The 15,549-nt window shown below is 63.1% G+C and carries 13 protein-coding genes; 9 read left to right on the top strand and 4 right to left on the bottom strand.

Annotation, left to right across the window (positions count from 1 at the left end):
• Nucleotides 1–112: 112 nt before the first annotated feature.
• Nucleotides 113–853 carry a response regulator gene (locus GNK13_RS16940; protein ID WP_164103746.1) on the bottom strand — a complete coding sequence of 247 codons (741 nt, stop codon included), beginning with the start codon at nucleotides 851–853 and terminating at the stop codon, nucleotides 113–115.
• Nucleotides 854–856: 3 nt separating this feature from the next.
• Complete coding sequence (locus tag GNK13_RS16935; protein WP_164103745.1) at nucleotides 857–2,035, bottom strand: sensor histidine kinase; 1,179 nt, start codon at nucleotides 2,033–2,035, stop codon at nucleotides 857–859.
• A 1,292-nt stretch (nucleotides 2,036–3,327) separates the two neighbouring features.
• Between GNK13_RS16935 and GNK13_RS16930 the strand changes: the two genes are divergently transcribed.
• From GNK13_RS16930 to GNK13_RS16915, 4 genes are all read left to right on the top strand, one after another.
• Nucleotides 3,328–4,008: a phosphoribosyltransferase gene (locus GNK13_RS16930; RefSeq protein WP_164103744.1), complete on the top strand. Its 681-nt coding sequence runs from the start codon at nucleotides 3,328–3,330 to the stop codon at nucleotides 4,006–4,008.
• An 11-nt stretch (nucleotides 4,009–4,019) separates the two neighbouring features.
• Nucleotides 4,020–4,952, top strand: coding sequence for a proteasome assembly chaperone family protein (locus GNK13_RS16925; RefSeq protein WP_164103743.1), 933 nt, complete (start codon nucleotides 4,020–4,022; stop codon nucleotides 4,950–4,952).
• Nucleotides 4,953–4,967: 15 nt separating this feature from the next.
• Nucleotides 4,968–5,621: a BON domain-containing protein gene (locus GNK13_RS16920; protein ID WP_164103742.1), complete on the top strand. Its 654-nt coding sequence runs from the start codon at nucleotides 4,968–4,970 to the stop codon at nucleotides 5,619–5,621.
• 126 nt (nucleotides 5,622–5,747) lie between these two features.
• Nucleotides 5,748–7,826 carry a protein-L-isoaspartate(D-aspartate) O-methyltransferase gene (locus GNK13_RS16915; RefSeq protein WP_164103741.1) on the top strand — a complete coding sequence of 693 codons (2,079 nt, stop codon included), beginning with the start codon at nucleotides 5,748–5,750 and terminating at the stop codon, nucleotides 7,824–7,826.
• Nucleotides 7,827–7,968: 142 nt separating this feature from the next.
• On the opposite strand, the gene GNK13_RS16910 is transcribed toward GNK13_RS16915, so the two are convergent.
• The gene (locus tag GNK13_RS16910; protein WP_164103740.1) at nucleotides 7,969–8,856 is read right to left on the bottom strand and encodes a universal stress protein; all 888 of its coding nucleotides are present in this window, start codon (nucleotides 8,854–8,856) and stop codon (nucleotides 7,969–7,971) included.
• Between the two features lie 184 nt (nucleotides 8,857–9,040).
• Here GNK13_RS16910 and GNK13_RS16905 point away from each other — a divergent pair, with 184 nt between their 5' ends.
• Nucleotides 9,041–9,487 (top strand): CBS domain-containing protein, encoded by a 447-nt coding sequence (locus GNK13_RS16905; protein WP_164103739.1) that lies wholly within the window; start codon nucleotides 9,041–9,043, stop codon nucleotides 9,485–9,487.
• A 168-nt stretch (nucleotides 9,488–9,655) separates the two neighbouring features.
• Nucleotides 9,656–10,636 (top strand): universal stress protein, encoded by a 981-nt coding sequence (locus tag GNK13_RS16900; RefSeq protein WP_164103738.1) that lies wholly within the window; start codon nucleotides 9,656–9,658, stop codon nucleotides 10,634–10,636.
• A gap of 50 nt (nucleotides 10,637–10,686) precedes the next feature.
• Here GNK13_RS16900 and glmM read toward each other — a convergent pair whose 3' ends face one another.
• Nucleotides 10,687–12,057: a phosphoglucosamine mutase gene (gene glmM, locus GNK13_RS16895; protein ID WP_164103737.1), complete on the bottom strand. Its 1,371-nt coding sequence runs from the start codon at nucleotides 12,055–12,057 to the stop codon at nucleotides 10,687–10,689.
• A gap of 208 nt (nucleotides 12,058–12,265) precedes the next feature.
• Here glmM and GNK13_RS16890 point away from each other — a divergent pair, with 208 nt between their 5' ends.
• The 3 genes from GNK13_RS16890 to GNK13_RS16880 all read left to right on the top strand — a co-directional run bounded on the left by GNK13_RS16890 (nucleotide 12,266) and on the right by GNK13_RS16880 (nucleotide 15,100).
• On the top strand, nucleotides 12,266–14,107 hold the full coding sequence (locus tag GNK13_RS16890; protein WP_164103736.1) for a phospho-sugar mutase: 1,842 nt from the start codon (nucleotides 12,266–12,268) through the stop codon (nucleotides 14,105–14,107).
• Nucleotides 14,108–14,222: 115 nt separating this feature from the next.
• On the top strand, nucleotides 14,223–14,507 hold the full coding sequence (locus GNK13_RS16885; protein ID WP_164103735.1) for a glutathione S-transferase N-terminal domain-containing protein: 285 nt from the start codon (nucleotides 14,223–14,225) through the stop codon (nucleotides 14,505–14,507).
• A gap of 59 nt (nucleotides 14,508–14,566) precedes the next feature.
• A complete protein-coding gene (locus GNK13_RS16880) occupies nucleotides 14,567–15,100 on the top strand; it encodes a DUF421 domain-containing protein (RefSeq protein WP_164103734.1) in 534 nt (177 codons plus the stop codon).
• Nucleotides 15,101–15,549: the final 449 nt, after the last annotated feature.

The following is a 15,549-nucleotide window of genomic DNA, read 5'->3' as shown; positions in this document are numbered from 1 at the left end:
TTCAGTCTTTTGAGCCGAAGGCGCTAGCCTCGGGCCTCGCAGCCCCGAAAATGGTCGCTGCAGCACCCGCGGCTAGCGCCGTCGGCTCAGGGTTTTCTGACAGGGCCTAGCATTAGCGGTTTGCGGGGGTGGAGAGCGAACCGATGATGTTCAGCAGACCGGCCAGATCGAACGGCTTGTAGCAGACGGCGTTGACACCGCTGGCCATCGCTTCGCGGAGGCCCTCGGCCACATCCGGGCGGTGACCGGTGAGCAGGATCGTTCGCGAGTGCGGTGACTCGGACTGCACCGATTGCAGCAGTTCACTCCCGCTGCCGCCGGAGAGGGTCAGGTTGAGCAGCACGACCTGGAAGTCTTGGCGCAGCAGCTGTTCCTTGGCTTCGGCCGCATCGCGCGCGACACAAACGCGGTACCGCCGCTGCAGCAGCAAGTCGCGGAGCGAGCGGCAGAGGTCGTCGTTATCGTCGACGAGCAGCACGAGCGGTTGCTCGAGGGCGTCTTCGACCGTTTTGAATAAGGTTTTGAGGTCCACCGGCTTACTCATCACACCCCAGGCACCCGCTTCGACCGCATCGCGGGCCGTATCGCCGGAGGCATAGGCAGTGATGATGATCGTCGCGGTTCCGGGAGCGACTTTTTTCAAACGTTTGAACAACTCCAAGCCATCCATGCCTGGCATCCGTAAATCCAATAACGCGATATCGAACGTTTCCCGCTCGGCAATCTCGAGTGCCGTGGGGCCGTCATAGGCCACGGTAACCTCATAACCAAGGTCGCCAAAAATATCGACCAAATTGGCGCAGATATCTTGTTCGTCATCAACAATCAATAAACGCGGTACGTGAATTCTCACGGATCAGTCGCCTGTAGGGATGTCGGTCGCTTCCGGGAGCCAGACCGTAAAAGTGGTCCCCTTCCCGGTTTCACTGCTTGCCGTCAGCCGGCCGTGATGTTTTTCAACAATCGCGCGGCTGATCGATAACCCTAAGCCAATCCCTCTGGCTTTCGTGGTAAAGAGCGGATCCATCACACGTTGAAGAATCTCCTTATCCATTCCTACTCCTGAGTCGCGGACGGAAATCTCGACTCCTTGTTTCGCTAGGTCCGCCGCGATTTGCAGCCTTCCTCCCTGAGGCATGGCGTCACACGCATTGCGAATCAGATTCGAAAAAACGATTGATAACTGCTGCGGGTCGCCAAAAATTTCTCCTGCGTCCTTGGTGGTTTGAGTTTGGACAGTGATCTCCTGCGGCAGCTCGAGAGTCTCGGTCAACTGTTTGAGGAATTGACGGATATCGACTCGGCGTAACTCAGGCACCGGAAGCCGCGCGAAACTATTCAAGCCCGCGATGACCGCGTCGGAACTGTTGACTTGGCGGTCGATCCGCTCAAGATGCGATCGTACCTTTTCCGGAGGTGCATGCTGCGAATTGAGGAGAAAATAAGTAGAAGTTTTGATGATATTCAGGGGGTTGCGAAGTTCATGCGCAATCCCCCCCGCCACCTGACCAATCGTGATCAGCCGCTGGACCGATTGCTCTCGGCGGTGGAATTCCGCCTGGTAGGCGTCTTCGATCAGGGCCAAGTCGAGGTCGAGCAAACGGTTGACCGACATCCGCGTGGCCAGCAGGCCCTCGGAATCCCCCTGCCATTTCAGCCCCACCGCGTCCATCAAGCCACTGCGGAGCCGCGAGATGGCGGCGATCGTATACACCTGGGATAAACCAATCTCGACATGCCGGTGCCCAATCTGGCACCGCCGGAGCACGTACTGCTCGTCGTACTCGCCGGAGAATAATTCCTCCATCCAGCGGACCATCGTCCGTTTCAAGCGGACGATCTGGGGCTGGCCTCCAGTGATGACTTTGCGAGCGTCGGGATGGCGATCGATCTCTTCATAAAAGTCGTCGGCCAAGGTGGAAAAATGCCCGGCGACGAGCGGACCGGCTGCCAACATCCGGCTCGCATCCTCGGCCGACCAGCCGACATACCGCTGGAGATCCTGATATCGCTCAAACGGAGAAAGTGCTTCCATCGGACTCTCGTATCCGCCGACCGTCGAGCTCGCGTGTGCAGGTGTATGAGTCGCCAGACGACTCTCACACCCTCAGCGATTCCCACTTCGCGTGCCCTGAGTGTACCGCATCGTCGGTCAAGTGCTACAGCAAAAGGGGGGTATTTTTTAGACAAAGTGTTCACAGCGAGGCAGGAACAGCCCACTGTGCGCGGTATCGCACACAGCGGAGGAGCGTCGTGGGAGCGTGGCCGCCGAAGTGGGCTGTCGGGAGAGGGCGGCCGCTGCACTCCAGAGCTGGTTCTAATAGTCACAGAGGGGGGGCGTTGCGTCTTCTCATCGTCCGCTGCTAGGGACGCTCGAGGGACGCTAGGCTCTGTCAGAAAACTCGGCGATTTCGATCCTTTGAGCCGTAGGCGCTAGCCTCGGGCGTCGCAGCCCTGAGATTTCTGCTGCAGCACCCGCGGCTAGCGCCGTCGGCTCAGGGTTTTCTGACAGAGCTAGACGCGGCCGGGAGAAGCGCAAGACTCACGCTACGATTGCGGAGAATGGTGAAGTCGATGGGGGGCGAGCGGCGACGCTGGCAGAGGTCCCACCCGCCAAATCGCACGCGGCCAAAGCCCCCGAAGATACCCACCCTGGGATGGTGAAAAGCCCGGAGGAGAAGGTCGCCTAAGGTAAAAACGGCGACTCAAAACATCACCCTCCCGCTTGCGGGAGGGTCGGGCTCTTAGGCCCGGGGAGGGCAATGGGCTTCGGCACGAACTCTCCACTGAGCCATAGAAAAGAAGCCAATTCGTTGAGGAAAAAGGGTCACGCGCACTCATCGCGCGAGCGTCTACCGGCCCCTCCCCGCTCGTTCCTCGCGACCCTCCCGGGGGAGGGTGACGTCTTTGGCGGAACCGTTTCAACTCATTTACGAGAAAGTTTTCACCATCGCATACCCACCCTTTAGCTCGGATCTGCTCCGGGCTCCGCCGGGCCCCGCCAGCGCGCCGGAACCGGTCGACCGTGGCACACCCCGGGCGCGCAAGACCGCGCGCCTTGCCCGGCACTTTCTCCCCCTGGTGGCGGCGAGCCCCCTCCGGCCAAACGGGCGGGGGGCAGGAAGGCGAGGAGACCGTCCTTTACTCCATCGAGGGGGCACTCTACCGAGGGGGGCGCTCGCCCAGGGGTTCAATCGGCAGCCGGGGCGATTTACTCCGCCGAGGAGCTGGGGCAACGAAGATGGCCGAATTGGAACAGAGAGTGCAAATGGAGGGGGAAGGCCAGAGACTCCCTTCCACGTTCCGTTCCTCCAATCGCCTGCTGCCATGTTCAAAGATCGCGTCGATGCTGCTCGGCAGTTGGCCGCAACAATTGCCGGGCGAGAGCTGACACAGCCGCTGGTGCTGGGGATCCCCCGCGGCGGGATGGTGGTCGCTGCGGAACTGGCCCGCCGGCTCGGCGTCGAGTGCGACATCGTGCTGTCCCGCAAGATCCGCGTTCCGCACGATCCCGAGGTGGCGATCGGCGCGGTCGCCGAGAACGGCGACGTGTACTTCAATGAATCCGAAGCCGAGTTGAATCCCCTCGCCGAAGAGTGGGTTCACGAGGAATTTCGCCACGAGCTCGAGGAGATCGCCCGCCGCAAGGAGCTGTTTCGCGCGGTCCGTGCTGCGGCTCCCATCGCCGGGCGGACAGCGATCGTGACCGACGATGGGGTGGCGACCGGAGCGACCATGATTGCGGCCCTGCAGGCGGTCGCGATGCAGCACCCGGCGGAACTGATCGCGGCGATTCCGGTCGCGACGCCCGAACGTCTGGCCGCAGTGCGGCGGTGGTGCGATGAGACCCGTTGCCTGCTCACGCCACAGTTCTTTTATGCGGTCGGCCAATTTTATCAGAACTTTGATCAAGTGACCGACGAGGAGGTGGTGGAACTGCTCCGCGACGCCTCGCGGAGAGCGGCCGCTGCAAGCAAATCCTACGGCACCCCGACAACCAACCTGTGAGGATTCACGGCATGGACGAACCGAACCAACTGAACGCTCCGTGGCTGGTCGCCGTCTGGCCGGGAATGGGAGGCGTTGCCGTCAACGCCGGGATCTATTTGATGGCCAAACTCCACATGAACCTCCTGGCCGAATTCGAGGTGAGCGAGCTGTTCGATGTGGACCATGTCGAAGTCAAAGATGGCATCGTGCAAGCCGGTCGGCGTCCCCGCAATCGGTTGTATATCTGGAGAGACCCCAAGGAGAAGCATGACTTGGTGGTGTTTATCGGTGAGGCGCAGCCGCCGCTGGGCAAGTATGCGTTCTGCCAAAAGTTGATGGTGTATGCGCAGAAATTTGGAATTGAGCGGGTGGTGACTTTTGCCGCTTGGGCCACACAAATGCATCCCGAACACGAAGCGCGGGTGTGTGGGGCGGCGACCAACGAAGCGGCATTGGCGGAACTGAAACGGTTGGACTTGGAGATTCTCGAGGAGGGCCGGATCGGAGGGCTCAATGGAGTCCTGTTGGGAGCCGCGGCCGATGCGAAGATGAGCGGTATCTGCCTGCTGGGAGAAATGCCCGATATCTTTAGCCAGCTTCCCTTCCCCAAAGCCTCGCGAGCCATTCTCGAGGTCTTCTCCGAAATGACTGGCGTGGAGATCGACCTCAACGAGATCAGCGAACAGTCGCAGGTATTAGAGCAACAGCTGGGTGAGTTGCTCGCGCAGGTCGAGGAAACGTACGGCCGCCAGGCGCTCGAAGAAGAGGAAGAGCCGGAATATCCAACCTCTCTCGAGGAGGAGACATTGGACCCGGCCGACCGCCGCCGAATTGAGAAACTCTTCGAAGAGTCGGCACAGGATCGTTCGCGTGCGTTTGAGCTCAAGCAAGAACTCGATCGCCATGGGGTCTTTGATGAATACGAGGATCGTTTTCTCGATCTGTTCAAATCGCCGCGGTAGCAGTCGGGTTGAGCGATGAAGGATGACAGCACTCTGCAAGCGAATGTCTTGGGTGAGTTGAAGTGGGAGCCGAGCGTGACGGCGGCGCACATTGGCGTGACCGCCGAAGACGGAGTGGTTACCCTCAGCGGACACGTTCCCTCGTTCGCCGAGAAATATGCAGCCGAGAAAGCGGCCAAGCGGGTCTACGGCTGCAAGGCGGTGGCGAACGAGTTGGAAGTCAAGCTTCCCGACGAGAGTCAGCGGGAGGATGATGCGATCGCGGCCGCGTGCTTGCGGGCGCTCGAAGCGAGCCACGTGGTCCCCGAGGATCGGATCCAGGTGGTGGTGACACACGGATGGGTCAAACTCGACGGCGAGGTCGAGTGGCAGTATCAGAAGAAAGCGGCGGAGAACGCCGTCCGCTATTTGACGGGCGTCGTCAGCGTGGCCAACAACATCCAGGTCAAACCGCAGGCGGCGCCAGCCGACGTGCGGAGCATGATCGAGGCCGCCTTTCGGCGAAACGCCGAGATCGACGCCCGGCGAGTCAGCGTGGAAGCCCACGAAGGAGCGATCATCCTGCGCGGCAACGTGCGGTCTTGGGCCGAGCGGAATGCCGCCCAGCGGGCCGCCTGGGCAGCCCCCGGGGTGATCTCGGTGACCAATGAGATCTCGGTCGTCCCCTAGCGGAGCGCCGATGCCCTGCGGCTGGCGGTTTTGAACCGCGTGCGGGCACGCCGCTCGCACTGCACGGTCTCTCAGCAGCCGACTGCACCGGAAGTTCCGACCGACCCAGGCAGGAGTGCGAGAGCAATGGTATCGGACCGAGAGAAGCTCGCGGCGAGCGATTTTCAGCGGCAGCGTGAGCAGCTCGTCGAACGCGAATTGCGGATGTTGGGGATTCGCGACGAGGCAGTCTTGCGGGCGATGCGGAGCGTGCCACGGGAGGATTTTGTGGCCGAGGAGATGCGGGAGTTCACCTACCGCAACGCGCCGCTGGAAATCGGCCTCGGGCAGACGATCTCCCAGCCGCTGATCGTCGCCCACATGGCCGAAGCGCTCGAGATTGGACCGGAGGATCGAGTGCTGGAAATCGGAGCCGGTTCGGGGTACGCGGCGGCCGTATTGGCGCAGATCGCCAAAGAAGTCTTCACGATCGAGCGGCATCGTGAGCTCAGCGATCTAGCGACCGAGCGACTGTCGCGACTGGGGTACGCCAACGTGCACGTGCTCTGGGGCGACGGCACGCTCGGGTGGCCCGACGAGGCCCCTTTCGACGCTATCGTGGTCGCTGCGGGAAGTCCCCGCGTCCCCCCGGCGCTGCTCGAGCAACTCCGGATCGGTGGGCGGCTGGTGATCCCGGTGGGCCAGCAGGAGGACGCCCAGCAACTGATGCGGGTGATTCGCCGCGAGGAGAACGACTACGAGTATGAAGAGTTGGGGGCGGTGCGGTTCGTGCCGTTGATCGGTGAAGCGGCATGGCCAGCCGAGGAAGAAGGCAACCCCCCGCCCGCCAACTCCCCGCCCGCCAACTCCCCGCCCGCCAGCTCCCGGACCGCAGTGCGCACCGACCGCCCGCGGCCTAGCCTGCCCGACCTGATACGCGAGGTGGCCGAACCGATCTCCTCGATCGAATCGGCCGACCTCGAGCCGCTGTTGAAACGCATCGGCGACGCGCGGATCGTGCTGATTGGCGAGGCGAGCCATGGGACGTCGGAGTTCTATCGGATCCGCGCTATAATCACTCAGTCGCTCATCGAACAACGGAGCTTTGACTTTGTCGCCGTCGAAGCGGACTGGCCCGACGCATACCGGATTCACGATTTCGTGACCCACCGGCAGCGGGCGGAACCACACGAGTGGGAGGCTTTCTCGCGCTTTCCCACATGGATGTGGCGGAACGAAGAAGTGCTCGACTTCATCCACTGGCTGCGCGAGTTCAATCTTTCGCGGCCCTCGCGAGAGCAGCGCGTCGGTTTTTACGGGCTCGACCTCTACAGCCTGTTCACCTCGATCCATCGCGTGCTGGAGTACTTGGACGATGTCGATCCTCAAGCCGCCGCGATCGCCCGAACTCGCTACGGATGTTTGACGCCCTGGGAATCGGATCCGGCGATCTATGGCCAAGCGGCCCTCAGCGGACGGTACCGCAGCTGCGAAGAGGAAGCGGTCAAGATGCTCCGCGAGCTGTCGGCGCGGCAGGCCGAAGCGGCGATGCGGAATGGGGAGGATCTGTTCGACGCCCAACTCAACGCGCGGCTCGTCGCCGATGCGGAGCAGTACTACCGGATCATGTACTACGGTGCGAACGAGTCGTGGAACCACCGCGATACGCACATGTATGAGACGCTGGAGTCGTTGTTGCAGCGCTACGGCCCGGACTCGAAGGCGGTCGTCTGGGAGCACAACTCCCATCTGGGCAACGCCGCGGCAACCCAGTTCGGCAAGTACGGGCAGATCAACATCGGCCAGCTCTGCCGGGAAGCCTACGGAAGTCAGGTGTATGCGATCGGCCAGGGCACCGACCATGGAACGGTTGCCGCTGCATCGGAATGGGAAGGAGCGATGCAGTTCAAAAAGGTCCGTCCCTCGCATCCCGACAGCTACGAGCGGCTGATGCACCTGGCCGAGATCGAAGCCTTCTTCTTGCCGCTCTCGAGCTCGTCCCACCCGCAACTGACTTCGGCCCTGGCGGCGCGGCGGCTGGAACGCGCGATCGGCGTGATCTATCGGCCGGAGAGCGAACGGCTGAGCCACTACTTCGACGCTTCGCTCCCCGGCCAATTCGACGAGTGGATCTGGTTCGACGAGACTTCCGCCGTCCATCCCCTGACCACCGAACAATTGGCCGAGCACGAAAGCTCCCATCCGTTCGCCACGTTCGACCGCTAAACCCCTACCTTTCGCTCCGCAAAAGCATCGTCGCCTTTCGCTCCGCCATAGTCGCCTTTCGCTCCGCCATAGTCGCCTTTCGCTCCGCGAAAGTTGTGCAGAAACGCTACTTTCGCGGAGCGAAAGGCGACTATGGTGCTGCTCAGACTTTTCGCTGGCGACCGATCCAGACCGACTGTTTCGCGTGCCGCATCACGAAGCTTGTGACGCTTCCAAGCAGGATCCGCGAAAGCAAACGGCGACCGGTGCTGCCGACCACGACCAGGTGGCTCCGGTGCTCCTTCGCCATCGTGACAATCGCCTCGCCCACATGATCGGCGCTGGCGACTCGGCTCTTGGTTTGAATGTGCCCCCGCTGGAAGCGGCCCGCCATCGCCTGAGCTTTCTCGCCCATCGCTCGACGCACTTCGGCGGTCTGCTGCATCGCCGGCGGAGTCGGCTCGGGGCGGAAGGAACGGTATTCGTGAACGATCGACAGGATTTGGACCAGCACTCGCGCGCCCCACTTGAACCGAAAGAATTGCTCGATCGCCCGCTCGGAGGATTCCGAACCGTCGTAAGCCACCGTCACTCGCAGCGTTTCCTCCAGTTCGTGCCCCGGGGCCGGCGGGCGAACCACCAACACGGAGCAGTCGGCGTGCGTGGCCACGAACTGGCTCACGCTTCCGAGCAGCGCCCGCTCGATCGCCGAATGCCCTTTGGCGCCGAGGACGATCAGATCGGTTTTGTCATTGGCTGCTTGTTGAACGATGGCTTCACCGGGATCGCCTTGGAGCTTGACGCTCCGCAAGCGGGCGTTCGCTCCCTCAAAAACCTCCGCCACTCGGGCATAGCTCCGCTCGGCTAGCGCCTGCTGCTGCTCGACATACTCCGGATACCAAGCTTCGGACGGCGTGCTCGAATAATGCTCCGTCGCATCGAGGACCGTGACCACGGAAACTTCCAGCGGCTGGTCGTGCGGCAATCGCGAAAAAAAACAAGCGGCTTGCCTGGCATCTTCCGAGCCGTCGGTCGCAATGATGATTCGCACCGCTTCTTCTCTCCGATGGACTCCGCGATTCTGTCGAGACGCTGTGCGAGGACTCACGAGAATCGCAGCCAATTGGATTGTAGCGCCGGCTGGCAAGTCTGGCTCGCCTTTTTCGAGGCGCAGCGTTTGCCCCGTTCAAAGCGATAGCTGTGATTCGTGTCCGCCAGTTGCCGAGGGGAATGCGATGAGCGTCGGACGTATTTGCGTGCGTGAAGTCGATCTGGCCGATGCGGACGAGACGATTCTGCAGGTGGCCAGTCGCATGCGCGATCGAGGCGTCGGCACGTTGGTGATCTTGGACGCGCTCAAGCGGCCGCGGGGAATCATCACCGACCGCGACTTGGTCGAACGGGTCCTCGCCGAGGGACGCGATCCGGCGTCGACGACGGTCGAGGAAGTGATGACGCGGGATCCGCATACCGTGAGCGAAGGAAACTCAATCGAATCGGCCCTGACGCTGATGCGGAGCGGACGCTTTCGGCGGCTGCCGGTCGTCGACGGCGAAGAGCAACTGGTCGGGCTGCTGAGTGTCGACGACGTGCTGATGTTGTTGGCCGAAGAGTTCACCAATGTCGGACGGCTGCTCGAGCGGGAAACGCCCTCGGGGCTGGCTCGCGAAAACGCCCGCTGAGCCGGTACCGCGACGCGCTAGAACGGCACCCTCTCGGGTGGGCAGTGGTAAAATAGGAGTGGGCTGGCAGGACCTATAACGCCTGCTGTGCCACGGAGGCACACTCCGTGCATCCTTGATGCGCTAGCTGGGTTTCTTCGTGGATCCTTTTTGGGGGAAGCAGGTGCGATGAGACACATCTTGTTAGCCAGCGATGGTTCTTCCTATGCCGAGGAGGCGGCTGCGTTCCTGGCACGCTTGCCGGGGATCGGGAAGCTGCAGGTGACGGTCCTGACGGTCGTCGATATTCCCTATGTGAACGACAGCTTTTTGTCGGGGGAGTGGTTGGTGGAGGCGATTGCCCACGAAAAGGCGGTGGCCACGGAAAATCTGAAGCAAATCGATGCCTACTTCGAGCACGTTCCGCTAACACCGCGGCGGATCATTCGTGAAGGGGCTCGGGGCGATACGATCGTCGAAGTCGCCAAGGAGGAGCAGGCCGATCTGGTGGTGCTTGGGGCTCGCGGCCATTCGGGGGTCGAGCGGTTGCTACTCGGCAGCACGAGCGATTACGTGGCGACCCACGCCCACTGCAGCGTGCTGGTCGTGCGACCCCGCGGGCGGACAGAGGAGACGCGGCGCGGCGGCGGGCGGCCTACGGACGAAGCGGTGGGCAGCGGAACCGCCGCTTCGAGGCGGCCTCTGAGAATCGCGATTGGCTACGAGGGCTCCCACACCGCCGAGGCAGCCTTGGAAGAAGTGGGGGAGGTCAACTGGGGATCGGGAGCCGAGTTCCACGTCGTCTCGGTCGTTTCCTACCTCGCTGGGCTGTTTCACGAAACCGACGTCCACTTCGAAGCGATCCGCAACGCGGCCATGGAGACGGCGGGGAAAGCCGCCGAGCAGTTGAACAAGCGGGTTCCCAACACCTATCCGCACACGGTGGAAAATCCGCACTCGGGCGAAGGGCTGGTTCGCTTCGTCGAGGAACAACAGTGCGATCTGATCGTCGTCGGGGAAGCACCGCGAAACCTGGTCGGACGAATGCTGCTCGGGAGCGTCTCGCGATTCGTTCTCCGACATGCTCCCTGCAGCGTCTGGATCGCACGCAACCGAGCCGCGCACCACGCAGCCACCGAGCCACTCGCCACTCGGACCGCCACCACCTAGCCGCGATCCGCTTAGGCGATCCGCATAGGCGGTTCTCTTAGGCGAGCCGCTTAGGCGGTGGCTTCCTCGATGATCGCGGCGGCTTGGTTGCAGAGGTGTTGGGCGTCTTCGTCGCTGCCCGCTTCGGCGATCAGCCGCACGATCGGTTCGGTGTTGCTGCCGCGGACCAGCAACCAGCGGCCCTCCCACGCCAATCGCAGGCCGTCGAGCCGATCGGCCGCCGGTGCCTCCATTCGGGCTTCGAGCAAGTCGAAGATTCGCGGCAGATGTTCGGCGGCGAGCGTCGTTTTCGACTTGACGATCGAGAGCTGCGGGATCTCGGAGACGAAATCGCTGAGCGTGCGGTTGGAGAGGGCCAGCAGGTCGAGGATCTGGGCCATGCCAACGAAGCTGTCGCGGACGTAGCCGACGCGGGGATCGATCGGGCCGCCGTTGCCTTCGCCACCGTAGATCGCTCCTTCGGCGATCATCCGGTCGGCCACGTTCGCCTCGCCGACGGCGCTCCGCACGCAGCGAACTCGCGAGCGGGCGGCGAGCCATTCGGTCATCCCGCTCGTCGCGCAATTGATCACGACCGTCGGCGGAGGCTCGGTGGCCGATTCCGGGACATCCATCAATCGCCGCAGGACGCACAAGGCGAGCGTGTACTCTTCGCCGATGTAGTGCCCGCTGGAATCGACCAGCGCCAAACGATCGGCGTCGGGATCTTGGCAAAAACCGAGGTCGCAGCCGGTCGTGACCACCCGCTGACCCACCGTAACCAAATTCTCTCGGGTCGGTTCGGGGGGGTGTGCGAATTGACCATCGGGGACTCCCCCCATGACGACGACTTCGCAGCCGAGGTCTTCGAGCAATCGCGTGCCGAGCAAGCTCCCGGCGCCGTGGTTGCTGTCGATCAGCACGCGAAACCGTCGGCCGCGAATCCGCTGCACATCGACCGTCCGCAGAACCGCCTCGAGGTGTCCCGAGTGCGGATCGCCGACGCGGGCCACCGTGCCGAGTTCGCTGTAGCGAGCCCAGCGAGGCTGGTTGGCTCGGTACCGCTCAGCAACCTGACCGCCGGCCGCAGCGCCGACGACGCGACCGTCGCCACCAAAGAGCTTGATCCCGTTGTATTCGGGCGGGTTGTGGCTGGCGGAAATCTGCACGGCCCCCGCCGCCCCGCTCTCCCGCACAAAAACCCCGACCGTCGGCGTCGCGGCGACCCCACAGTCGATCACGTCACGACCGCACGCTGCGAGGGTGCCGACGATAGTGTCGCGAAGCATCGCTCCGGTGGCACGCCCATCGCGGGCGACGACGATCGGTCCCGGCGGAATCTCGGTTGCGAACGCGGCCACGTAGCGCGAAGCGACTTCGGGCGTCAGCGTCTCGCCGACGATCCCGCGGAGACCACTGACGCTGATAATCAGTCCAGACACAGGAAACTCGCTCCTCAAAAATTGCACGCCGGCCCCGGGGCAACGGGATGATGGTTGCCTCACACCTGAGCTGAATCGTACCCGCTCCGGCTCGGTTTATCCCCGGGGCATCGGCGGTTTTCAGAACGGCCCGCCGGCGCCTAGACTGTGGCACCCGTCCCCCCGACCTCCGAAATCTGTTCACTGGACTACTGCCGAGCTGAATCCGATGACCGAACTCGCTCCTGAAATCAGCGTCGCCGAAGCACTTCTCCGCATCGATCAGGCTTTTGAGTCGGGCCGGCTGAGCAACACGGCGGTCGAAAATCTGCGGAAGTGGCTGAAGGAGGAACGCTACGCCGACTACCGCCACGAGATCGTGCGGCACGTCATCCAGGAGCAATGGCAGAAGCTCGACGATGCATTCTGGACCGTGATCCCGTTCGGCACCGGTGGACGCCGCGGGCGGATGTACCCGATCGGCTCCAACGCGATCAACGACCGCACGATCGGCGAGAGCGCCCAGGGGCTGGCGGACTACATCGTCGAACAGTCGAAGCAGAGCGACGTGCGGAAGCCGCTCTCGTGCGCGATCGCATATGACACGCGGCATCGCTCCCGCGAGTTCGCGGAACTGTGCGCCGGCATCATGGTGGCCTCCGGGTTCCAGGTCTACTTCCTCGACGACTACCGCGCCACGCCCCAACTCTCCTTCGCCGTGCGTTTCAAGGAGTGCAATTGCGGGATCATGGTCACGGCCAGCCACAACCCGCCGAGCGACAACGCGGTCAAGGTCTACTGGAGCACCGGCGGCCAGGTCTTGCCGCCGCACGACAAGGCGATCATCGAGCGAGTGATGAACACCGAAGAGATTCGCGTCGTCCCCTTTGCCGAAGCGTTGGCCGACGGCCGCGTCGAAATCTGCACGGCGGAAGTCGACGCGGCGTACCTCGACGCGGTGCTGGCGTGTGCCTCAAGCGGCCCGCGGGATCTCCGCATCCTCTATTCGCCACTGCATGGCGTCGGCGCTTCGTCGACCGTCCCCGTCTTGCAGCGCGACGGGTTCACGCAGGTCGAAGTCTATGGGCCGCACGCGGAGCCGAGTGCGGACTTCCCGAACGTCCCCGGCAATTCGGCGAACCCGGAAAACGTGGGCGTCTTCACCAAGCCGATCGAGTACGCCCGCGAGCACGGATTCGAGCTTGTCCTGGCAACCGATCCCGATGCCGACCGGCTCGGGGTGGCCGCCCCGCTGACGCTCGACGCGTCGAGCGAGTGGCGAACGCTCAACGGCAATCAGATCGGGGCCTTGTTGACCGACTACGTGCTCTCCCGCCGCCAGGATGCGGGGACGCTGTCGTCGGACAATTATGTCGTCAAGACGCTCGTCACCACCGAACTGGTGCGGAGGATCGCTGAGCAGTATGGAGTCCGCTGCGAAGGCAATCTGCTGGTCGGCTTCAAGTGGATCGCCGGCCTGATGGATGCCGAGGGACCCGACAAATTCGTCTTTGGCACCGAGGAATCACATGGATACTTGGTCGGCAACTATGTCCGCGACAAGGATGCGCCGGTCGCCTGCATGCTGATGTGTGAGCTGGCCGCGCGGCTCAAGAGCGAAGGCCGCACGCTGCACCAACAGCTCGACGCCCTTTACAAACAGCACGGGTACCACGCTGAGTACTTGATCAACGTGCAAATGGAAGGGAGCGAAGGGATGGCGGCGATGCAAAAGCTGATGGCCGCGTTCCGCAACAACCCCCCCGCCCAATTGGCTGGCCTCGGCGTGAGCCGCGTCCGCGATTATCTCAACAGCCAGCAGTTCGCCGTCGGCAGCGGCAATCCCGAAAAGCTCGACGGTCCGGTGGGCGACATCGTGATTCTGGAACTGGCGGAGGAAGGCAACTACGTGGCGGTCCGTCCGTCGGGAACTGAACCCAAGGTCAAGTTCTATATCTTCACCCGGCTCTCCGCGGCCCAGTCGAGCGACCTCGAAGCGGCCAAGCAGACGCTGGCCGATCGGATCGCGAGACTCGATAAAGACGTCCGCGCCTTTGCCGGCTCGGCCTGAAAAAAGCACTGATAGTCGCTTTTCCTTAGTCGCCTTTCGCTCCGCGAAAGTAGCGCAAGCCCGCTACTTTCGCGGAGCGAAAGGCGACTCTGCACACGGAACCAGGGGCAGGACAATGTTGACGCTGTACCGCAAGGATGGCTGTTCGGTCTGCGACGAAGTAGCCGCGCGGCTGCGGGAACTGAGGCTCGCCCACCGAACGCTGCGGATCGAGGACGAGACGCCGCCGGGAGAGTTGCCCGCCGAAGCCCAGCCGCCGATTCTTTGGGACGACGGGGCGAGCTACACCGGCAGCGAGGCGATCGCCGAGCATCTCCAGCGACTGGCCTCGCTCAAGGACCGTTGGCAGCAGCATGGGGCCGACGCTTGCTACTGTGATCCCGACGGCGAGATTCTCTAACCGGCGAGTCGTCCTGCTGCGAACACTGGTTGTAAGCACCAGAGGGGAGAACGGAAGGTATGGACAAGATCTTCTTCAACGGTTGGGAAGGCATCAACCGGACGCTGCTGATCGGCGTCTTGGCTTACGTGGTGCTGGTGTTCTTTTTGCGGATTTCGGGGCGGCGTACGCTCTCGAAGATGAACGCCTTCGACTTGGTGGTGACCGTGGCTCTCGGCTCCACGTTGGCGACGATCCTGCTCAATCAACAAGTCGCGCTCGCCGAAGGGGCGGTCGCGTTCGCGGTGCTGATCGGACTGCAGTTCATCGTCACCTGGTCGAGCGTCCGGACGAAGTGGGTTCGCCGCGTCGTCACCGGCGACCCGGTGCTGCTGTTGTATCGAGGCGAGATGCTCCGCGCCGCGATGCGGCAGGCGCGGGTCACCGATGCTGAAATTCACGCCGCGATCCGCTCGGCCGGCGCCCCGGCGGTCGGTGAGATCGAAGCGGTCGTGCTCGAGACCGACGGCTCGTTCAGCGTGATTCGCCAAAGGGCCGAAGGCGGCGACTCGAGCCTCGCCGGTGTGCAGTCGAAGGAAAAGGCTCTGCCGTAGCCCGAGCGATCCACTCACTGCGGCCCACTCACTGCGGCACCTCCAACAGTGGCACCTCCAACAGTGGCACCGGGCGCCCCTGCGGCGCGAGAGTGGGCGTGGGCGCGAGAGTGGGCGTGGGCATCGAGCTTTGGCGTCTCCGTTGGGCCGCTGGCTCGGTCAGAAAACGTACGCCATCACCCTCCCCCCGGGAGGGTCGGGCTCTTCGGCCCGGGGAGGGCAATGGGTTTCGGCACGAACTCTCGATGGTGCCGTTAGAAAAGAAGCCAATTCGTTGAGGAAAAAGGGTCACACGCACTCATCGCGCGAGCGTCTACCGGCCCCTCCCCGCTCGTTCCTCGCGAACCTCCCGGGGGGGTCGTGCAGTTTTCCGGTCCCCTCTCCCCCGCGGCTTGGCTGCGAACGAAAGTTCCGCAGCCAAGCCGTGGGGGAGAGGGTTAGGGTGAGGG

It is taken from the genome of Candidatus Laterigemmans baculatus, from assembly GCF_010367455.1.
Classification (GTDB): domain Bacteria; phylum Planctomycetota; class Planctomycetia; order Pirellulales; family Pirellulaceae; genus Laterigemmans; species Laterigemmans baculatus.
Note: the sequence above shows the minus strand (reverse complement) of the source record. Positions and strands in the feature narration are given on the sequence as shown.